12 protein-coding genes are annotated in these 15,865 nt (G+C 66.9%); 6 read left to right on the top strand and 6 right to left on the bottom strand.

Translation table 11 applies throughout. The features are described 5' to 3' along the window. Nucleotides 1-8 precede the first annotated feature (8 nt). Nucleotides 9-719: a helix-turn-helix transcriptional regulator gene (locus GGR89_RS12560; protein WP_164542677.1), complete on the bottom strand. Its 711-nt coding sequence runs from the start codon at nucleotides 717-719 to the stop codon at nucleotides 9-11. An 847-nt stretch (nucleotides 720-1,566) separates the two neighbouring features. Between GGR89_RS12560 and GGR89_RS12555 the strand changes: the two genes are divergently transcribed. The 6 genes from GGR89_RS12555 to GGR89_RS12530 all read left to right on the top strand — a co-directional run bounded on the left by GGR89_RS12555 (nucleotide 1,567) and on the right by GGR89_RS12530 (nucleotide 8,131). After that, a complete protein-coding gene (locus tag GGR89_RS12555; RefSeq protein WP_164542678.1) occupies nucleotides 1,567-3,150 on the top strand; it encodes a D-arabinono-1,4-lactone oxidase in 1,584 nt (527 codons plus the stop codon). Continuing rightward, on the top strand, nucleotides 3,147-5,231 hold the full coding sequence (locus GGR89_RS12550) for a RiPP maturation radical SAM C-methyltransferase (RefSeq protein ID WP_125976727.1): 2,085 nt from the start codon (nucleotides 3,147-3,149) through the stop codon (nucleotides 5,229-5,231). Before GGR89_RS12555 ends, GGR89_RS12550 begins: the two co-directional genes overlap by 4 nt. 169 nt (nucleotides 5,232-5,400) lie before the next feature. After that, nucleotides 5,401-5,691: a hypothetical protein gene (locus tag GGR89_RS12545; protein ID WP_164521836.1), complete on the top strand. Its 291-nt coding sequence runs from the start codon at nucleotides 5,401-5,403 to the stop codon at nucleotides 5,689-5,691. 78 nt (nucleotides 5,692-5,769) lie between these two features. After that, entirely contained in the window at nucleotides 5,770-5,922 is a 153-nt protein-coding gene (locus GGR89_RS12540) for a hypothetical protein (protein ID WP_164521837.1), read from the top strand. Between the two features lie 253 nt (nucleotides 5,923-6,175). After that, nucleotides 6,176-6,334, top strand: coding sequence for a hypothetical protein (locus tag GGR89_RS12535; RefSeq protein WP_164542679.1), 159 nt, complete (start codon nucleotides 6,176-6,178; stop codon nucleotides 6,332-6,334). Between the two features lie 105 nt (nucleotides 6,335-6,439). Next, nucleotides 6,440-8,131 carry a serine hydrolase domain-containing protein gene (locus tag GGR89_RS12530; protein WP_164542680.1) on the top strand — a complete coding sequence of 564 codons (1,692 nt, stop codon included), beginning with the start codon at nucleotides 6,440-6,442 and terminating at the stop codon, nucleotides 8,129-8,131. Here the strand turns inward: GGR89_RS12530 and GGR89_RS12525 are convergent. From GGR89_RS12525 to GGR89_RS12505, 5 genes are read right to left on the bottom strand one after another with little or no spacing between them, the layout of a single operon-like run. After that, entirely contained in the window at nucleotides 8,074-8,817 is a 744-nt protein-coding gene (locus tag GGR89_RS12525; protein ID WP_164542681.1) for a phytanoyl-CoA dioxygenase family protein, read from the bottom strand. The two genes, GGR89_RS12530 and GGR89_RS12525, sit on opposite strands and share 58 nt — an antisense overlap. Beyond that, nucleotides 8,799-10,241 carry a S41 family peptidase gene (locus GGR89_RS12520; protein ID WP_125976731.1) on the bottom strand — a complete coding sequence of 481 codons (1,443 nt, stop codon included), beginning with the start codon at nucleotides 10,239-10,241 and terminating at the stop codon, nucleotides 8,799-8,801. Before GGR89_RS12520 ends, GGR89_RS12525 begins: the two co-directional genes overlap by 19 nt. Nucleotides 10,242-10,245: 4 nt before the next feature. After that, nucleotides 10,246-13,419 (bottom strand): type 2 lanthipeptide synthetase LanM family protein, encoded by a 3,174-nt coding sequence (locus GGR89_RS12515; protein ID WP_125976732.1) that lies wholly within the window; start codon nucleotides 13,417-13,419, stop codon nucleotides 10,246-10,248. Next, nucleotides 13,412-14,620, bottom strand: a complete 1,209-nt coding sequence (locus GGR89_RS12510; RefSeq protein WP_125976733.1) for a cupin domain-containing protein — start codon at nucleotides 14,618-14,620, stop codon at nucleotides 13,412-13,414. Before GGR89_RS12510 ends, GGR89_RS12515 begins: the two co-directional genes overlap by 8 nt. 3 nt (nucleotides 14,621-14,623) lie before the next feature. Continuing rightward, complete coding sequence (locus GGR89_RS12505) at nucleotides 14,624-15,856, bottom strand: cupin domain-containing protein (protein WP_125976734.1); 1,233 nt, start codon at nucleotides 15,854-15,856, stop codon at nucleotides 14,624-14,626. Nucleotides 15,857-15,865 lie beyond the last annotated feature (9 nt).

The following is a 15,865-nucleotide window of genomic DNA, read 5'->3' as shown; positions in this document are numbered from 1 at the left end:
CGACATGGTCAGGGCGAGATGACGCCCAGCATGATCGCGCTGACCACGGCCAGCATCCGCCCGTTGCTGCCTAGTTTCGCACAGGCATTCTTGACGTGGAAATTGACCGTGTTCTCGCTGATGCCGAGCAGGACGCCGATTTCCCACGCGCTCTTGCCGCGCGCGGTCCAGGTCATGCAGTCGCGTTCGCGCGGCGTCAGGCGGATCGGCGATTTGGGCGTGCCGGCCAGCGCCTTGTAGCGTTCGAGGAACTGCGCCGAGATCATGCTGAGGAACGGCCGGGCGCGATTCAGCGCATCGACGTCGCCCGCGCCGAAGCTCGCCACGAAGGTCGTCCCGTCGGTCATGTGGATCGGCACGGTGAACCCGGCCACCACGCCGAAGGCCCGCGCCTCTTCGAGCAACCGGCGCTGGGCGCCGTCGAGGCCGCCAAGTTCCGTCCAGCTATACGGTATGTCCTGATGCGCGATCGCGTTGATCGTGGGGTCGATCTTGATGTAGTCGTTGGCGTGGTAATGGCGCTGCCAGGCTTCGGGATAGTGCACGAAGATCACCTCTTCGGCGCGCTGCATGTTGGGCCCGAAGCGCCCCAGGGCGAAGTGGAAGTTTCCGACGCTGGCGACGGCGGCGGCGAATCGCACGCAAAGCTGATCGACGTCGACGGCTGCCCCGAAATCCGCCGCGATCGTCAGCAAGGCGTGCGAGACCGCGGCGGTCATAGGAGCGGCCATACCCAAGGCACGGCGCGCGGCCGATGCGAGAATGGCAGGCTATAGGCGATCATCGAGCATCAACCACATGACACCTCCGCGCCGCTTGCATCCTCGCCCCGCTCCGCACCGCGTCCCGTGCGGAGCGATCATGGCGGCGCCCGCGCAGGCGCCAGTTGATCGAACGTTTGCATAAATTGGTATCTGAAAAACGTTTAAACAATCAATTTTTGTGGCCGGTATAGCAATTGTAACCAGCCGAACCGAGCGATACCTGTGCCAGGCGGTAAATGTCGGGCCGGTCGGTGAAAAGCATAGGCTGGTACGGCCCCGCCTCGGCCTGTCGCCCTTCCCGGCATCTTTAGCCGGGCGATCGCGCGGCGCTCGGCATGGAGCCTCGCACGGTCTCCCGATGGCACGTGGACTCTATCTGGTCTGCAATCCCCGCGCAGCCGCTATCGCTACCATGATCGCGTCGCCGAAATCGGCGAAGGTGCGCGCCTCGATCGGCCGTTCCGGGGGCGGGCGATCGGAGCGGTTTGGGCCGCCAAGCCATAGCGAATGCACCAAATTGCCTTCCGCAACAAGGTGAAGCCTAGGTCGCGGTGCGTACGCCGCAGAGATTTAGCGCACCTGTTCGGCCTCTTAGGCTTCCCTTGGTGTGTGTGGAACATGATATCGCAGCTTCGGTGCAAGATAGGACGGGCGCGGTACTGCCAATATGGATGCATGGCCATGTAGTGGCGTTCCGATGAGTTCGTTCGGAGTTCGGTCATGTCTTCGGGGTGATTTTGCGACTCGCGATAATTCATGATAATGATCAATGTATCTGATGTTCGACTCGGAGGGGGGCTTTATGACGGGCACGCAGGTCGCGGCATCGTCTAGTACTGCCTGGAGCAACTGGACAAAAAATATCACCTACCAGCCGCCTGTAGGGGGTGGGGGATATTATTTCACACCGAAGAACTTGGGCGAGCTGAAGCAGGTCTTGAAAAAGGCCGTTTCCGACAATGCCGTCTTGCGCGTGTCCGGGCAGCGCCATTCGCAGCCGCCCCTGGTGATCGGCACGTCGGACCCGTCCGGCCGCCCGCTCTATTTGGTCGACATGTCCTGTTATGCCGACCTAGGGCCTTCAGGCGACCAGACGATGGTGGTCGATGTCGTGAACAAGCGCATCACCGTGAATACCGGTGTTCGCGAAGATCAGGTCGACGAATTGTTGACCCGCAACAACCTGATGCTGCGCACCGTGACCGCAGGCGGCTTTTTCAGCATCGGCGGCATGACCGCGGTGGACGTGCACGGGGCGACCATCGATGCGCCGATCTTCGCCGGCACGGTCTCCTCCTTCACGATTCTGCGCGCCGACGGCACGGTGGTTACGATCGACGAGACCAGCAGCGCGGTGGACGGCTGGAAGCCGATGCAGTTCGCGCGCGTCAATCTCGGCGGGCTCGGCATCGTCACCTCGGTGACGATCGATGTGCTCGATCGCCCCTATGCGACGACGCTCCAGGCGAGCAGCGTTTCGTTCGATGCCACCAGTCGGGACGCGTTCGCCCAGCGTTTCCAGCAACTGCTGACCAGCCACGATCGCGTCGAGGTCTTCTACAATCCCTATTTCGTGTGGCCGATCACCAACGAATATTTCGCCGCCTGCTGGGACGTCGTCGATCCTGCGGAAAAACTGCCCAACCAGCCCGTACCGGCACAGGATGCCTGTACCTTGGCGCAGGAGGACGAATTCGGCGCGCCTTTGCTGCCGGGCGAGGCGGTTGCCGAGTGGGTGGCGATCGAGGCGCAAAAGGCCAAGCTGTCGGCCGGCGGCCTTACCGTTGCCGGGATCGCGTCGATCAGCAAGTCTGTCGCCGAGGCGGCGGCCGCGCATTCCGATCTCTGGTTGACCGAAGCCGCGCGGGTGATGTTCATGTCCTATTTCCTGCCGATGCCCGCCATCGATGCGGAATCGCTGGGCAGGGTGTGGGACAGCCTGCAGGTCGTGGGCAAGCGCATGCAGCAGGGAAGCTCCTTCTACATCGCCGCGCCGATGGAGTTCCGCTTCGTGACGGGCAGCGACGTGGCCATGGCGGGGACGTACACGGCCGATCCCGGCACGCTCTTCGTCAATCTCGATCTGATCGGGTTCGTCGAGGCGGTCAGCACCGACCAATATCCGCCTGCGCTGCTGCAGTTCTTCGCCGATGTCGAACGTGCATGGGTGGCAATGGGGGGGCTGCCGCACAACGGCAAGATGTACGGCTTCTACGATCCCAAGGGGCCGCCCGGCAACTACACGGCAGCATTCAATCCCAATTTTCTCGCCGAGCTGCGCGAGCGGCGGGGAGCTCCGCTGAAGGCGTTTGCCGCCTATCGCCAGTCGCAGGATCCAGGCGGCACCTTCTACAACCCCTATCTTCGCGCGCTGCTAGAGGGATGAGACAGGGCGGTGCAGCGTCTGCGCGCGCGCCGGCCGTCCCCTTCCTGGGGGGCGGACTGGAAGCCGAGGGTGCGGGCATCGCGGGTGGCGGACAGGTGGGGCGGAAGGACGTCTGCCTCGTCTCGATGCCCTATCCGGTCATCGACCAGCCATCGGTTGCGCTGGGCTTGTTGCAGAGCGCGCTCGAGCATCGCGGCATTGCCACCCGAAGCTGGTTTCCCTGCCTCTGGTTCGCCGAGGAGATTGGCCTGGACGTCTTCTCGTTCATTGCGGACAGCAAGCAGGAGTTTCTGGTCGGTGAGTGGACCTTCGCCGGGGCGGCCTTTCCGGAGTTCGCGCCCGACCAGGAGGCCTATCTCGACACGGTGCTTTCGGCGGCGGTGTCGCGCGGGCTGCTGCTGCGCAGCGGGTTTCGCGACGATCCCCGCAGCGCGCTGCTGCGGGCGCGGGCGGCGGCACCGGACTTCGTCGATCGTGCCGCGCGCCAGATTCTCTCGGTACGGCCCAGGATCGTCGGCTGTACGTCGACTTTCTTCCAGCATTGCGCGTCGCTCGCCTTGCTCCGCCGCATCCGCGCACTCGACCCGAGCGTCATCACGGTGATGGGCGGTGCCAATTGCGAAGGGGCGATGGGCGTCGCTACCCGCCGCTGTTTTCCATGGGTGGATTTCGTCGTCTCGGGCGAAGCGGACACGCTGTTCCCCGAACTGTGCGCGCGGCTGCTCGCGGAAGGGCGGGATCTTCCGGCCGAAGCGCTGGCGGACGGCGTGGTGGGGGCGGCGAATATCGACCGGGTCGGCACCGGCGCCGCCGCTCCCCGCGCATCGGTGCGGGACATGAACGACGTCCCCGCGCCCAATTTCGACGATTACTTCGCGGCGCTCGAGGCGTCGCCGCTGCGCCCCTATATCGATCCCGGCCTGGCGGTGGAGACGTCGCGCGGGTGCTGGTGGGGCGCGAAAAAGCATTGCACCTTCTGCGGGCTGAACGGCGGCAACATGGCGTTCCGCTCGAAAGCGCCGGAGCGCGTGCTCGGCGAGCTTCGGCATTTGTCGGAGCGTCACCAGATTCGGAAGTTCAACGTCGTCGATAACATCCTCGACATGAAGTATTTCCGGACGCTGCTGCCGCAACTGGCCGAGGAGGAGCCCTACAGGCTGTTTTTCGAAACCAAGGCCAATCTCCGCCGCGACCATCTGGAACTGATCGCGGCCGCAGGTATCCGGCGCCTGCAGCCCGGCATCGAGACCATGCATGACGAGATCCTCCGGCTGATCGACAAGGGCACGACCGCGCTGCAGAATGTGCAACTGCTGAAATGGGCGCGCGAGCTCGGGATCTTCATCACCTGGAACTTCTTGTGGGATGTGCCGGGCGAGTGCGACGGATGGTATGGCGAGATGGCTGATTGGCTGCCGCGGGTGGCGCATCTGCAGCCGCCCGGCATCGACCGGATCCAGTTCCACCGCTTCAGCCCCTATCATCAGCGTGCGGCGGACTTCGGGCTCACCCTGGCACCATATCCCAGCTATGAATCGGTGTACCCCGTGGCAGCGGCGGACCTGAAGGAGCTCGCTTATTATTTCGATGCCGTGGGGCGGCCGCCGGCGGCCCGGATGCTGGCCGAGCGCCGGCAGCTGAAGCGCGTGGTGCGGATCGTCGGCAGCTGGAAGCAGGCATGGGACCGCGAGGATCCCGCCGACCGCCCGGCGTTGCTGGTCCAGCCCGACGGGGCGGACCTGGTCGTTGCGGACACGCGGCCGGGAGCGCCGGCGGCCGGCTATCGGCTGACGGGGCTCGCCGCGAGGCTCTATGCCGCGTGCGACGGCATCATTTCCTTGGCGCAACTGATGACGCTGCTCGCTTCGGATTCGCTGCCGGTCGACGAAGCAATGGTCCGCGAAGTTCTCGCCGATCTGGTGCGTCGGGAGCTCCTGCTGGAGCAGAATGGCCGATACCTCGCGCTTGCGCTGCGCCAGCTTGCCCCCATCCCGGATGGTCCGGCCGACTTCCCCGGCGGAACGACCAATCTGAGGGCCTGGTACGAAGATCATGCCGCCTTGGAGGAGGTGCTTGCATGAAGGCTGGCCGCAACGGCCCGCAAAGCAGCTAGATGTCGTGATCGTCATGCAAGCAATTGTCATGAATATGCGTGAATCGGATCGGTTTATACGTTGACCATCACGGCACGGAGAAATTATATATATAATCGAATCCAAGTCTTTTGGATTCAAACAACTTGGGAGTCGGATGATGAGCACAAACACCGTTACCGACCTTTCGGCTGAAGAATGGGCCGGCCTCAAAGCAATCAGCAAGACTCAGCATAACACCGTGTACGATGGCGAGAATTCCGGAACGGCAACGACGGATACGCCGGGGCTGGGCAAGACCGTAGTCGGGTATAGCTATGATCCGGGGAAGAAGACGGCTGAATTCACCATCAAGGAGAAGCCGGAATCGGTGCCTGCAGAGGTGATATGGTTCGCCCTTGGTGCGACTGTCGCACATGTGTCCGGTGCAGCGGCGCGGACCTATTGAAGAACTATGATTCGATACATGCATGTATTCTTGTATGGGATGAAGGATTTGCTTGATCCACAATCTGGAGGATAGGACATGGAAAGCGGACAGATCATCGATACCAACGTCGACTCGCGCAAGATCGCGGAGCTCGCGCTCGAACAGGAAATGGGCGAGGAGCTGACGGATGAGCAGTTGCTCCAGATGGCCGAGGGTTCCTGTTCTTGGGGTGCCAACTGCCGCGGCTGATCTCGGCAGGCAAGCTATTGGGGAAGCCGGATGCTCCTATTGCTGGCAGTTCGGCAGATACTACCAAGACGCACTGACAAGAGCCCACTCCTACGCCCGATCCGTCGCCCCCGCAACGCGAGGAGGCAATTGGGGTCTCGCTCGGGGCGGTTGCTGAGACCGAGAAGCGAAAGGATCCCGTTTTGGTCCGGATCAGGGCGTCGAGGTGAGATGAGTCCCTGCCAGCGCAATTTGGTTTGAGGGAGAATTACGCATGAACGTGCAATCAAATACGGGCGTCGACACGGGCGTGGAGCGCGTGGAAGAAGCCAAGATCGATCTGATGCTAGGCGAGGAACTGACCGACGAGCAGCTGTTGCAGATGGCGGAAGGATCGTGCTCCTGGGGTGCCAATTGCAACAAGGGGTGCTGAGCGGCGACGTGCAATCCAGGCACGCCCCGGATGGCAGGCGTTGATGGAATGGAGGGGCGTTGTTGTGACGCTCCCCCATTTCCCGTTCCGCGTGTTTGCACCGATATGGCTCTAGCCGATATTGGTCCTGATTTCCTGACCAGCCTGTTTGCCTGGGCCACCAACGATGGGCCGGGTGCGGCGCTGGGTATCTATCGGGACGGCCAGCCGCTGTTGCTGCGCGGCTTCGGCCTGGCCAATGTCGAGCATGGCATGCCGATAACGCCCGGCACGGTCTTCCATGTCGCGTCGCTGTCGAAGCAGGTGACGGCGTTCTGCGTCGCCCTGCTTGCCGAGCGCGGGATGCTGGACCTCGATCAGCCGCTCGGGGCGCTGTTCCCGGAAATCCCGATCGCACGAGAGATCACGCCGCGCCAGATCCTCCACCATTGCAGCGGGCTGCGCGATCAATGGGGGCTGCTCGATCTGGCGGGCTGGCGGCACGAGGACGTGAAGCACGACGCCGATATCCTTGGGCTATGCGGCCGGCAGCGCGCGCTGAACTTCGCGACGGGCACGCGCTTCCAATACATCAATAGCGGCTACACGATCCTTGCCGCGGCGATCGAGCGCGTCACCGGCATGGCGTTGCGGGCCTTTGCGCACGAGGCGCTGTTCGTGCCCCTGGGGATGCACCGAACCTGTTTCCGCGATGCCTTCGACCTGCCGCTGCAGGGGCGGGCCGATGCGTATGCGCGCGCGGCGGACGGCACGCTGCGCATCAACAACCCCGCCTATGCGACGGCGGGGCCGACGGGATTGTTCACCACCGTCGCCGATTTCGCCGCCTGGGAGCAGCATCTGCTGCAGCCGCAAATCTGTTCGCAGGCATTGATCGCGGCGATGCATCGCCCCGGTCTGCTCAACGACGGGCAGTCGACCGGCTATGGCTTCGGCCTGGCGATCGGACGCTATCGAGGCTTGGAGGTCGCGGAACATGCCGGGGGCGATGCTGCCTTCCGCGCGCATTATCTGCGCTTTCCGGTGCAGCGCCTGGCCGTCGCGATCTTCTGCAACACGGCAACCGCGCCACCGGGCCAGATCGCCCGGAAGATCGCCGATCATCTGCTGGCCGACGCGTTCGGGGCCGCCGCGGATCGTGCCGCCGCGCCCGCGCAAGCGAGCCGTGCGGTGGGAGCGGAGATGCCGGCGGGCGATGCGCTGCTCGCCTTTTGCGGAAGCTATCGCGAGCCGGGGGGGCAGGATCGCGTCGAGGTGCGCTACCGCGACGGCCGCCTGTTTCTCTGTCCGCCGGGCGGCCCCGACTATGAGCTCGCACCCACCGGCCCGGCGAGCTTTGCTTTCCTCGGCCTGGATGCGACCTGCGAATTCCTGGTGGAACCCGGTGCGCCGATGCAATTCCGGACCTTTTATGGCGGCACCCAGACGGCCTCGCTGGAGGCGGTGCCTCCCGAAGCCGCGGGGACGCCGGCACCCGTCACGGACTATGTCGGGATCTACGACAGCGCGGAACTGGATGTCGCGTACCGGGTAGCGCTGCAAGGTGAGGCGCTGGTGCTGGACCGCGGCCGGCGCGGCGCGCACCCGCTGATGCCGTTGAGGCAGGACGACTTCGCCTGTGCGGGTGGCCTCTCGATCCGCTTCGAACGCGACGCGGCCGGCGCGGTCGCGGCGATGCTGGTCAGCACCGAGCGCGTCTGGGATCTGCGCTTCGAGCGCAGGGCGACCCTGTGCGCCGATCAGGACAAGGCGATGGCGGGGCACGCCGGCCCGTCCACCGGCGCGCCCTCGCGGTAATTGGCGTCGTCCAGATACGGCGCCAGCCACTGCCAGCGCGCGGGCGAGGCTTGCAGGGCATCCCGCGTCGCGAAGCGGGTATCGGCCGGAATATAGGACAGGCCGACTGCCTCGCGCGCCGTCATTCCGCCATTTGGATCCGAGGCATGCAGCGTCCAGCCATCGTGGATCGCAACGTCGCCAAGCGCCATCGGCGCCGCGCGAAGCAGCAGTTTTCCTTCCGGTGGCGTGTCGTACGATGCTTCGGTGAACCCGTCGCGATGCGATCCGGCGGCGTAGACCATCGGCGCGAGCGCTGCATCGATCGGGGCGAGCGGGAGCCAGAGCGTCAGCATCGTCGCATCGACGATCGGAAAGAACCACAGGTCCTGGTGCCAGAAGGTGGCCGGAGCGCCCGGCGGCTTGATATAGGCGGCCGCCGCGACGAGCCGGACCGCCTCGGTCCCCAGCCAGTCTGCCGCAATTCTGCCGAGCGCCGGCGCGGTGAGGATGTGCGCGATCGCCGGCGCCGCGCGATGGGGTTCGAATACCGCTGCGATTTCCTGCCCGCTCGCGCGGTTGGGCAAATCGTGGGCGGCCTCCATCAGCTGCGGTCGCCAGGCGGCGACCAATGCCGGGTCCAGCACACCGCGAAGATGGGCGAAACCGGTATCGTGATAGCCGTTGCTCACTGCATCATTTTGCATTCGTGGATCACCCGTTCGATCAAGTCGGCCTCGCCTTCCAGCAGGTCCCGCCGGGTCAGGGCATGGACCGCATCGGGCACGACACCTCCGCCCTCGATGGGCCGTCCGGCCTGCGCGCCGGTACGGTGGCATCGCAGCACGGCGACCCGCAGGCTGGCGGCGTCCTCGTCCGGCGCGAACAACGGGTCGCCGCTCAGCCGGTGGATCAGCTGCTGCGACCAGGCCGCGCCGCCGCCGCCGCCCGTGCGCGGCGCGACTCCGATCACCTTGCCAATGCGGTGGTCCTGCACGCCGGCGGCGAACATCTCCGCCGTGCTGTAGGTGTGCGCATCGACGAGCACGATCACCGGCCCGGGATAGGGCCGGACGTGCGGGCCGATGGTCGGCGACGGGGTGAGCGGGCGCGTGGCGGTGTGGGAGGTGCCGGCCCGCCTGGCGGCCTCGATCGGCTCGCGCCAGGGCGCCAAGGCTGCGCAGTGGTTCGCGAGATCGCGCATCCAGTCGGTCGAGCGCAGCGCGAAGCCGAGGGGTGTGATCGGTCGATCGGTGAACAGGCCGAGCATGCGTTCGCCGGTCTGGACAAAGCCTTCCTCGCAGCCGCGCAGATCGATCACCACGCCCGTGCGAGGCTGGCGATCCAGCACCTCGGCGAGCATGGGCAGGAAAGGGTCGGCCGGCGCCTGGAGCGAGGCGATGCGAATCCAGCCGATATCCCCGCCCGGCGTGGCAATCCGTCGATGGCGCAGGTCGCCGGTGACCGCCTCGAAGTCCGGTTCGGGCGGAATCCAGGCGGCGCATGCGCGGGCCAGCTCCTCGGCGCTCGCGACCTGCCATTCGACGGTCATGCTGCGGGCACCCGAGGCCGTTTCCACCTCGATGGCGACGGCCTGCTCCTCGGGCGGTGGAAGGAGGCCGAGCGGCCGGATCGTGAGCGTCTGGATCGCCTTGGCGCGGCGAGCTTCGCTGTTCGCGCCGAGTTGCCCAGTGCCATGGGCATCCAGCGCCGCTACGATCGGCTGGCCGTTCCAGGCATGGAGCCGGTCCCCGCGCCGGAGCCGCGGGTCGGCGGATCCGGTGACGAGCAACGTCATGCCCCCCTGGTCCCAGCATGCGGCGACGGTGAAGGGCAGGGCGGCGAAGCGCTGGCTCTCGGCGGGCGGCAGGACGAGGCGGGTGTGGCGATCCCCGAACGCCGCGAAGACTCCCATCAATGCGCGATACAAGTGGGTACGCGGCGCGGGCGGGTTGGCAGCGAGTGCCCGCAACCGAGCCAGCGGATCGATTCCTTGGGCACGCCGATCGGGCAGGTGCACGCAGATCTGGTCGAAGGCGCGCAAGGCCCGATCGATCAGAAGCCGGTCCGCATCCTCTGCCGGTGCCGCGCAGGCCGCATCCTCCACCGCGTGCAGGCTCTGCGCATCCATGGCGCTATTCCCAGCCAAGGACCGAGGGCAGCGTCTGCGGCGCGGCGATCCGCAGCAACTGGTATCCGATGCCTGACAATCCCTGGAAGAAAGAGGGGTCGAAAAACTCCTGCCCCCCGCGTCCGGCCAGCCGGTAGCCGCCCGCCTGGCGCCGCCGCGCGAGTACTTGGCCGGCCCAGGCCTGCGCACGTGCGGGCGCCGCAGGATCGAGCAGGCGGGCCGCCGGCAGCAGGAAAAGCTCGGCCCGGCCGAGCGCGCCGCAGCACAGTCCGTCGCGATCGCCGATGCCGTGGCGTTCTGTCGTGCGGAGCGCGACTTCCAGATCGCGCCGGTGCTCGGCTGGTGCCCCGTGCGACGCACGCCCGATGCCGATCCCGGGCGCGCCGTGGCACCAGGTCGTCATATAGCGCGGCGCGGTCGCAAGGTCGCCGCCGCCATGGCGATGGTCGCGCCAATTGCCCTCGGCCAGATCGAAGGCGTCGTTCTCCGCCGCGATCGCTTGCGCCGCCGCGGCCGCGAAGCGCGCCTCGCCGGTTGCCCTCGCCAGCCGGTCGAGGGCAGCGGCGATACCGGCCGCGCCATGCGAGAAGCCGGTCAGCGGAGGTCCTCCGCCGGGAGCGGGCCAGGCGATTCCCGCACCGCTCCGGATCGCGCTGGCCAGCAGGTGGTCGCCGCACTGTAGGGCCTTGTCGAGCAGCACCGGATCGGGACAGCGGCGGTGCAGGCACAACAATCCCAGGATCGCGCCGGCCGATCCGGACATGATGTCGAACGCCGTGTCGTCGCGGATCCAGGCCGGGCTGATCCTGCTGCCGAAGGCGATGGCCTCGACGTAGAGGTCGGGTTGTGCGAGCAGTTCGCCGCACCAGGCAAGCGTCGCGACGAAGGCGCCCGCACCCGTCGCGGCGCCGAGCGTATAGCCTTCGCGTACCAGTTGTTCGGGCGTTGCGGCGTGCAGATGGCGTTGCAGTGTCGCTAGGGCAGCGATGGCGAGGTCGCGCCCCGATCCCGTCACGCGCGCCAGGGCGGCGAAGAACAGCGCCACGCCGGCGATGCCGGAATAGAGGTCCATGCGCAGGGGGCGGAATTCGTGTCGATTGGCACCCGGCAGGAGCTGCGGCGCGATCCAGGTCCCCGCGCCGCCCGACAGGATTGCCTTGCCCGCCAGTTCCTCCCCGATCCTGCGCGCTGCTTCGATCAGCTCCCGCGGCGCCGCCGCTGGGGTCGGTTCCGCGTCGGAAGTCGCGGACGTGGGCACATGCTGCACCACCGATTGCGCCAGCCCCAGCGACGCGCGGATGAATTCCTGCTGCAGCTGCAGATCGGCTTCGTCGAGCGAGCGGATGCGGCGTTGCACCCGCTCGATCGCCGATTGCTCGAACAGGTCGTCGAGCGCGATGCCGGTGGGCAGCCGCAAGCCGCGCTCGGTCGTGCGGACGGCGAACTTCGGGATATCCAGCCGTTCGAGCGCCGCGAGCTCGGCTTCGAGCAGCGGGCGGAAGCGCATCTGCTTGTGGCTTTCCAGGTAGAAGCGGCTGATCACGTCCATCTCGATGCTGCGTTCGGCACCGTCGCGCAGATGCCGTGGGGCGCCCAGCCGCTTGAGGACCAGTCCGTAGATCCGCGTGGCATGGAAGACGAAGCGGATTTCGCTGCCGGCGAAGCGCTTTGCCAGCCCGTCGCCACCGGTCCCGGCCCAGCGCGGCGCCTCGGCCATCAGGCGTCGATAGATGTGCGCGAAGCCTTCCACGAGTGCGTCGACATGGTCGGCGGCATGCCCCGGTACCCCGTGTGCCGATGGAAGATGGTCGCTGCTGTCGACGAGGATCGGCTCCTGCGCGAGGGTCATCGCGTCGGTACCGGCGTCCCGCCAGACCCGACGGACATAGGAGGTGACCTGCCCCGGTGCCGCAGCAAGGCCGCTGATGTCGACGCAGTGCCCGGCTGGTCCCATTTCCCACGCCGGCAGGAAACCGGCGCGAAACACCGAATTGAACAGCATGTCGCCGGCGACCGCTTCGGCCGGGGAGAGATCGCTGGGGCCCCGGATCACCGGATGCATCAGCGTTTCCATGTCGATCAGCAGCGGATACGCCCCGCGCGCGACGATGTTTTCGAAGAAACAGTCGGATGCCTCGACCGCGTAGAGGAGCGCGAGCAGCATGCCGGCGCGCCGATAATAGGCGGGCAGATCACCCGAATCCGCGCAGGGGGCAGGGGCGGCATATTCCACCCAGCCATGGCTCTCGCGGGACAATACCCGCAGCAGTCCGAAATGCGCACCGTTGTCGTTGAGGTCGGCCAGCCAGGCGAACCATGCCCGCTCCACATCGATATTCCGCGGCTTGTGTACGATCGTCAGCCCGCGCTCGAAGGTGAGGATCGAAACGGTGCGGCCGCCATTGTGCCGGTCCGACAGCGAGGTGCGGAGGCCCGCGACCCTCCCCGGCGCGCTGCCGCCGGCGAAGATACGGGCGATGTCCGCCCGGTCGGCGGCCAGCGCTTCGGCCATGGCGGTGGTGTTGGCGACGAAATCGGCGAGGGTCGTGGCGAGCAGCCGCGCCAGGACCGGATATTCGAGCAGGAAGCCGTGCATGCCGCCCGCGAGCATCTCCGCGACGAACGCGTCATAGCAGGCGGTCGAGGATGCTGCCGCCGCGTCCCTCCCGGCGGCGCTGCGCCGGGCTGCGAACTTCAGATAGAAAGCGGGTGCGGCGAGATGGCTGAGCGCTTCGGCGAGGTCGCCGAACAGGGCGTCGGTCGCCGCCTCGGTAAAGCCGGGCGCCAGCACCGGTGCGAGCGCGCGGCGCGCTTCGGCGACGAACGGCGCTACCAGCGCACCGAAGGGGCAGGCGGGTACCTTGGTGGGATGCTGCTCGATCGCCGCGAGCGACCGCGTGATCCAGTCGGTCCAGTCCGGCAGCGGCCCGGTGTGATGCAGCAGGCCGAGGCGGCGCTGCGCCGCTTCCGGCGTGGTGTCGAGCCAGGCCAGCCGACGGGCGAAGGCCGAGGGATCGGCCCCGCCGATCTTGGCGCGCCACTGCGCCAGGCGGGCCTGTGCGAGCTCGGCCGATGCCGGGCTGTCGACCGGGCGGAAGGGGCCGTGCAGGCGTTCGGCGACGGTCGCGGCACCGACGACGAGCTGCCGCAGATATGCCTCCCCCGGGGTGTCAGCCATCGTACCGGTGCTCGGCGACGGGTTCGACCTCGAGCAGGCCTTCGCGCACCAGCCGCGTCGCCAGCACCTGCGCCTCCCGCAGGCTCAGCCCGGGATCCAGGTCGCGGATCGCGGCGCGGCGGTGGCGGGAAAGATGGTGGAGCGCCGGGCCGATCTTGGCCGGGCCGGCGATGCGCCCGCCCGAATAGCGGATGCAGGCCATGCCTGCTGCCTCGAACACCTGGCAGGCGATGCCCTCCCGCACCCGGACGATCGTGTCTTCGCCGAGCGCCGGTGGCGCGTGCAGGAAGTCGTCGCCGGGCGGTGGCGCGCGTTCGACCAGCCAATCCTCGGCGAGTTGCCCCAGCGCGCGATCGGGATCGAGCAAGGCGGGCAGGGCGGCGGCCAGCGCGCGGAATTCCTCGCGGATCCCGCTGCCGTCCAGATAGCCGGGCGGTAGCGCCCCGCGCAGCCGCTCGTCCGCGCGCGCCGCCTTGATCCCGGCCTGCAGGAGATCCAGCCATGTCCTCGGATGGACGCCGATGCTCAGATGTACCGACATGCAGTCGGTCGCGGCGGCCGAATGGACGTGGCCGCGCGGGATGTAGAGCATGCCCCCGGCGGTGAGATCGCCGTCGAACACCAGCGGCGGCAATTCTCCGGTCACCGGGGCGTGTTCGTCGCGCAGCGGCCGGTCCGTCGCCGCCGTGCGAACCTGCCAGGCCTTGCTGCCGGAGACCTGCAGGATGAACACGTCCATGATGTCCCAATGGTGCGAAAAGGCGCGCGCACCCGGGGGCGTGACATAGAGATTGACGTCGACCGGATGCTGCAGCTCGGCCTGCAACGCCATTGCGTAGCGCTCGACGGGCTCCCACAGCTTGTCGATACCGTTGACGATCAGCGAATAGCCTTCGCCGAGCGCCGCCCGCACCGCGGTGAGCCGCGGGGTGCCGTCGACATTGGTCCAGCGCTGCCCGTAATGCTGGCTGTCCTTGACGAGCAGCATGCCCTCGGGCGGCGCGGGCTTCAGATAGTGGAGAAGCCGCCCGATGTCCTCCAGCCGGAACAGACGGGTGAATCGCGCGGGATCACCGCTCGGGACGACAAGGGAGCGGCGCTCCCAATAGTCGTCGACAAAGGCGCGCGCGGAAATCGGCGCGGTGAGGCTGTCGAGGATCGGTCGGGATGCCGTATCCTGCTCGGGTTCCAGCAGCAGCATCGCTTACGCCAGCCGTAACAGGCCGATGGCGACCAGCCGACGCGCCAGGACCAGCTTCTCGCGATCGGCCAGGCTCGGCAGGTCTGCCACGGCGAAGCGCGGGTTCGCGGCGATGTAGGCCAGCGCCGGGCGGATCTTCGCCGGGCCGAGGATGCTGTTGCCGGAGAATTGCAGCCCGGCCTGCGCTTCCGTTTCGATCAGGCGCGCGAGCGTGATGGATCGCCGCTCAAGGCGGGTGCCGAGCTGGATCGGCTCGAACAGCACCGCGAAATGCCCGTCGGGCAGCGGCGGGCGCTCCACGACCAGATGCTCGACATGCTTGTGGACGGCATCGTCGAGCGTCGCTTCCTGCTGGAGGTGCTGCTTGAACCCTTCGAACTGCTCGCGCAGCGCCTCCATGGCGGCGTCATCGTGCAGGAAGCCCAGCGGCAGCGAGCGTCGATACCGGGTGTCGCGATCGGCGAGCGCGGCGAGCGCATCGTGCATCAGGTCGAACCAGGAGCGGACATGGATTTCCAGCGTGATGTGGAGCGACGGGCTATCGTCTTCGGCCACCCCTTCGTGTGGGAAGCCGCGCGGGATATAGAGGACCGCGCCGGGGGACAGGACCGTGTCGAGGATCGGCTCGCCGAGCTGGGCGCGGTCGACCGGCGTGTACGATCCCTCCACTTTCGGTGCTTCCTGCAGCGGGGCATAGACCTTCCACCGCTTCGTCCCGTCGACCTGGACGAGAAATCCCTCCTGCGTATCGAAATGCGGCTTCACCCCCTTGGAGCGCGGCGGGGTAAGGTACACCGCGACGCCTATCCGGTGGTTCAGGTCGCCCTCGAGCTGCTGGCAGAAGGTGGCGAGCGGCGGCCAGCGCATCTCCAGCCCGCTCAGGATGATCGTGCTGCCCTTGAGATAGCTTTGGTAGACGAGATTGAGGTTGGCGGTGCCGTCGGCGTTGAGGAAATTGTCGCGGACGAACCCTTCGTCGCTGACCAGGTCGATGCTGCCGGGCTCGGGCCGCTGGTAATGGATGAAGGTGTCGACGTCGCGGCTGGAGAAGAGCGCGCGAAACATGTTCGCCGATCGGGCCGGCGCGACATACGGCTTGCGCTCCCAATAGTCGGCGAGGAATGCGTCGCGGGACAGCGGAAAGATCAGGTCGTCGAAGCGCAGCGCTTCGGGCGCGCAAGGCTCGGCCTCCGCCGGAGCGGGGAGATGGGGCGCAGCGGTTGCGGCCAGCTTCATGTCGGAGTG

The sequence above is a fragment of the Sphingomonas trueperi genome, assembly GCF_011927635.1.
In the GTDB taxonomy this organism is placed as follows: domain Bacteria; phylum Pseudomonadota; class Alphaproteobacteria; order Sphingomonadales; family Sphingomonadaceae; genus Sphingomonas; species Sphingomonas trueperi.
This window is presented reverse-complemented; position numbering and strand designations above follow the sequence as displayed.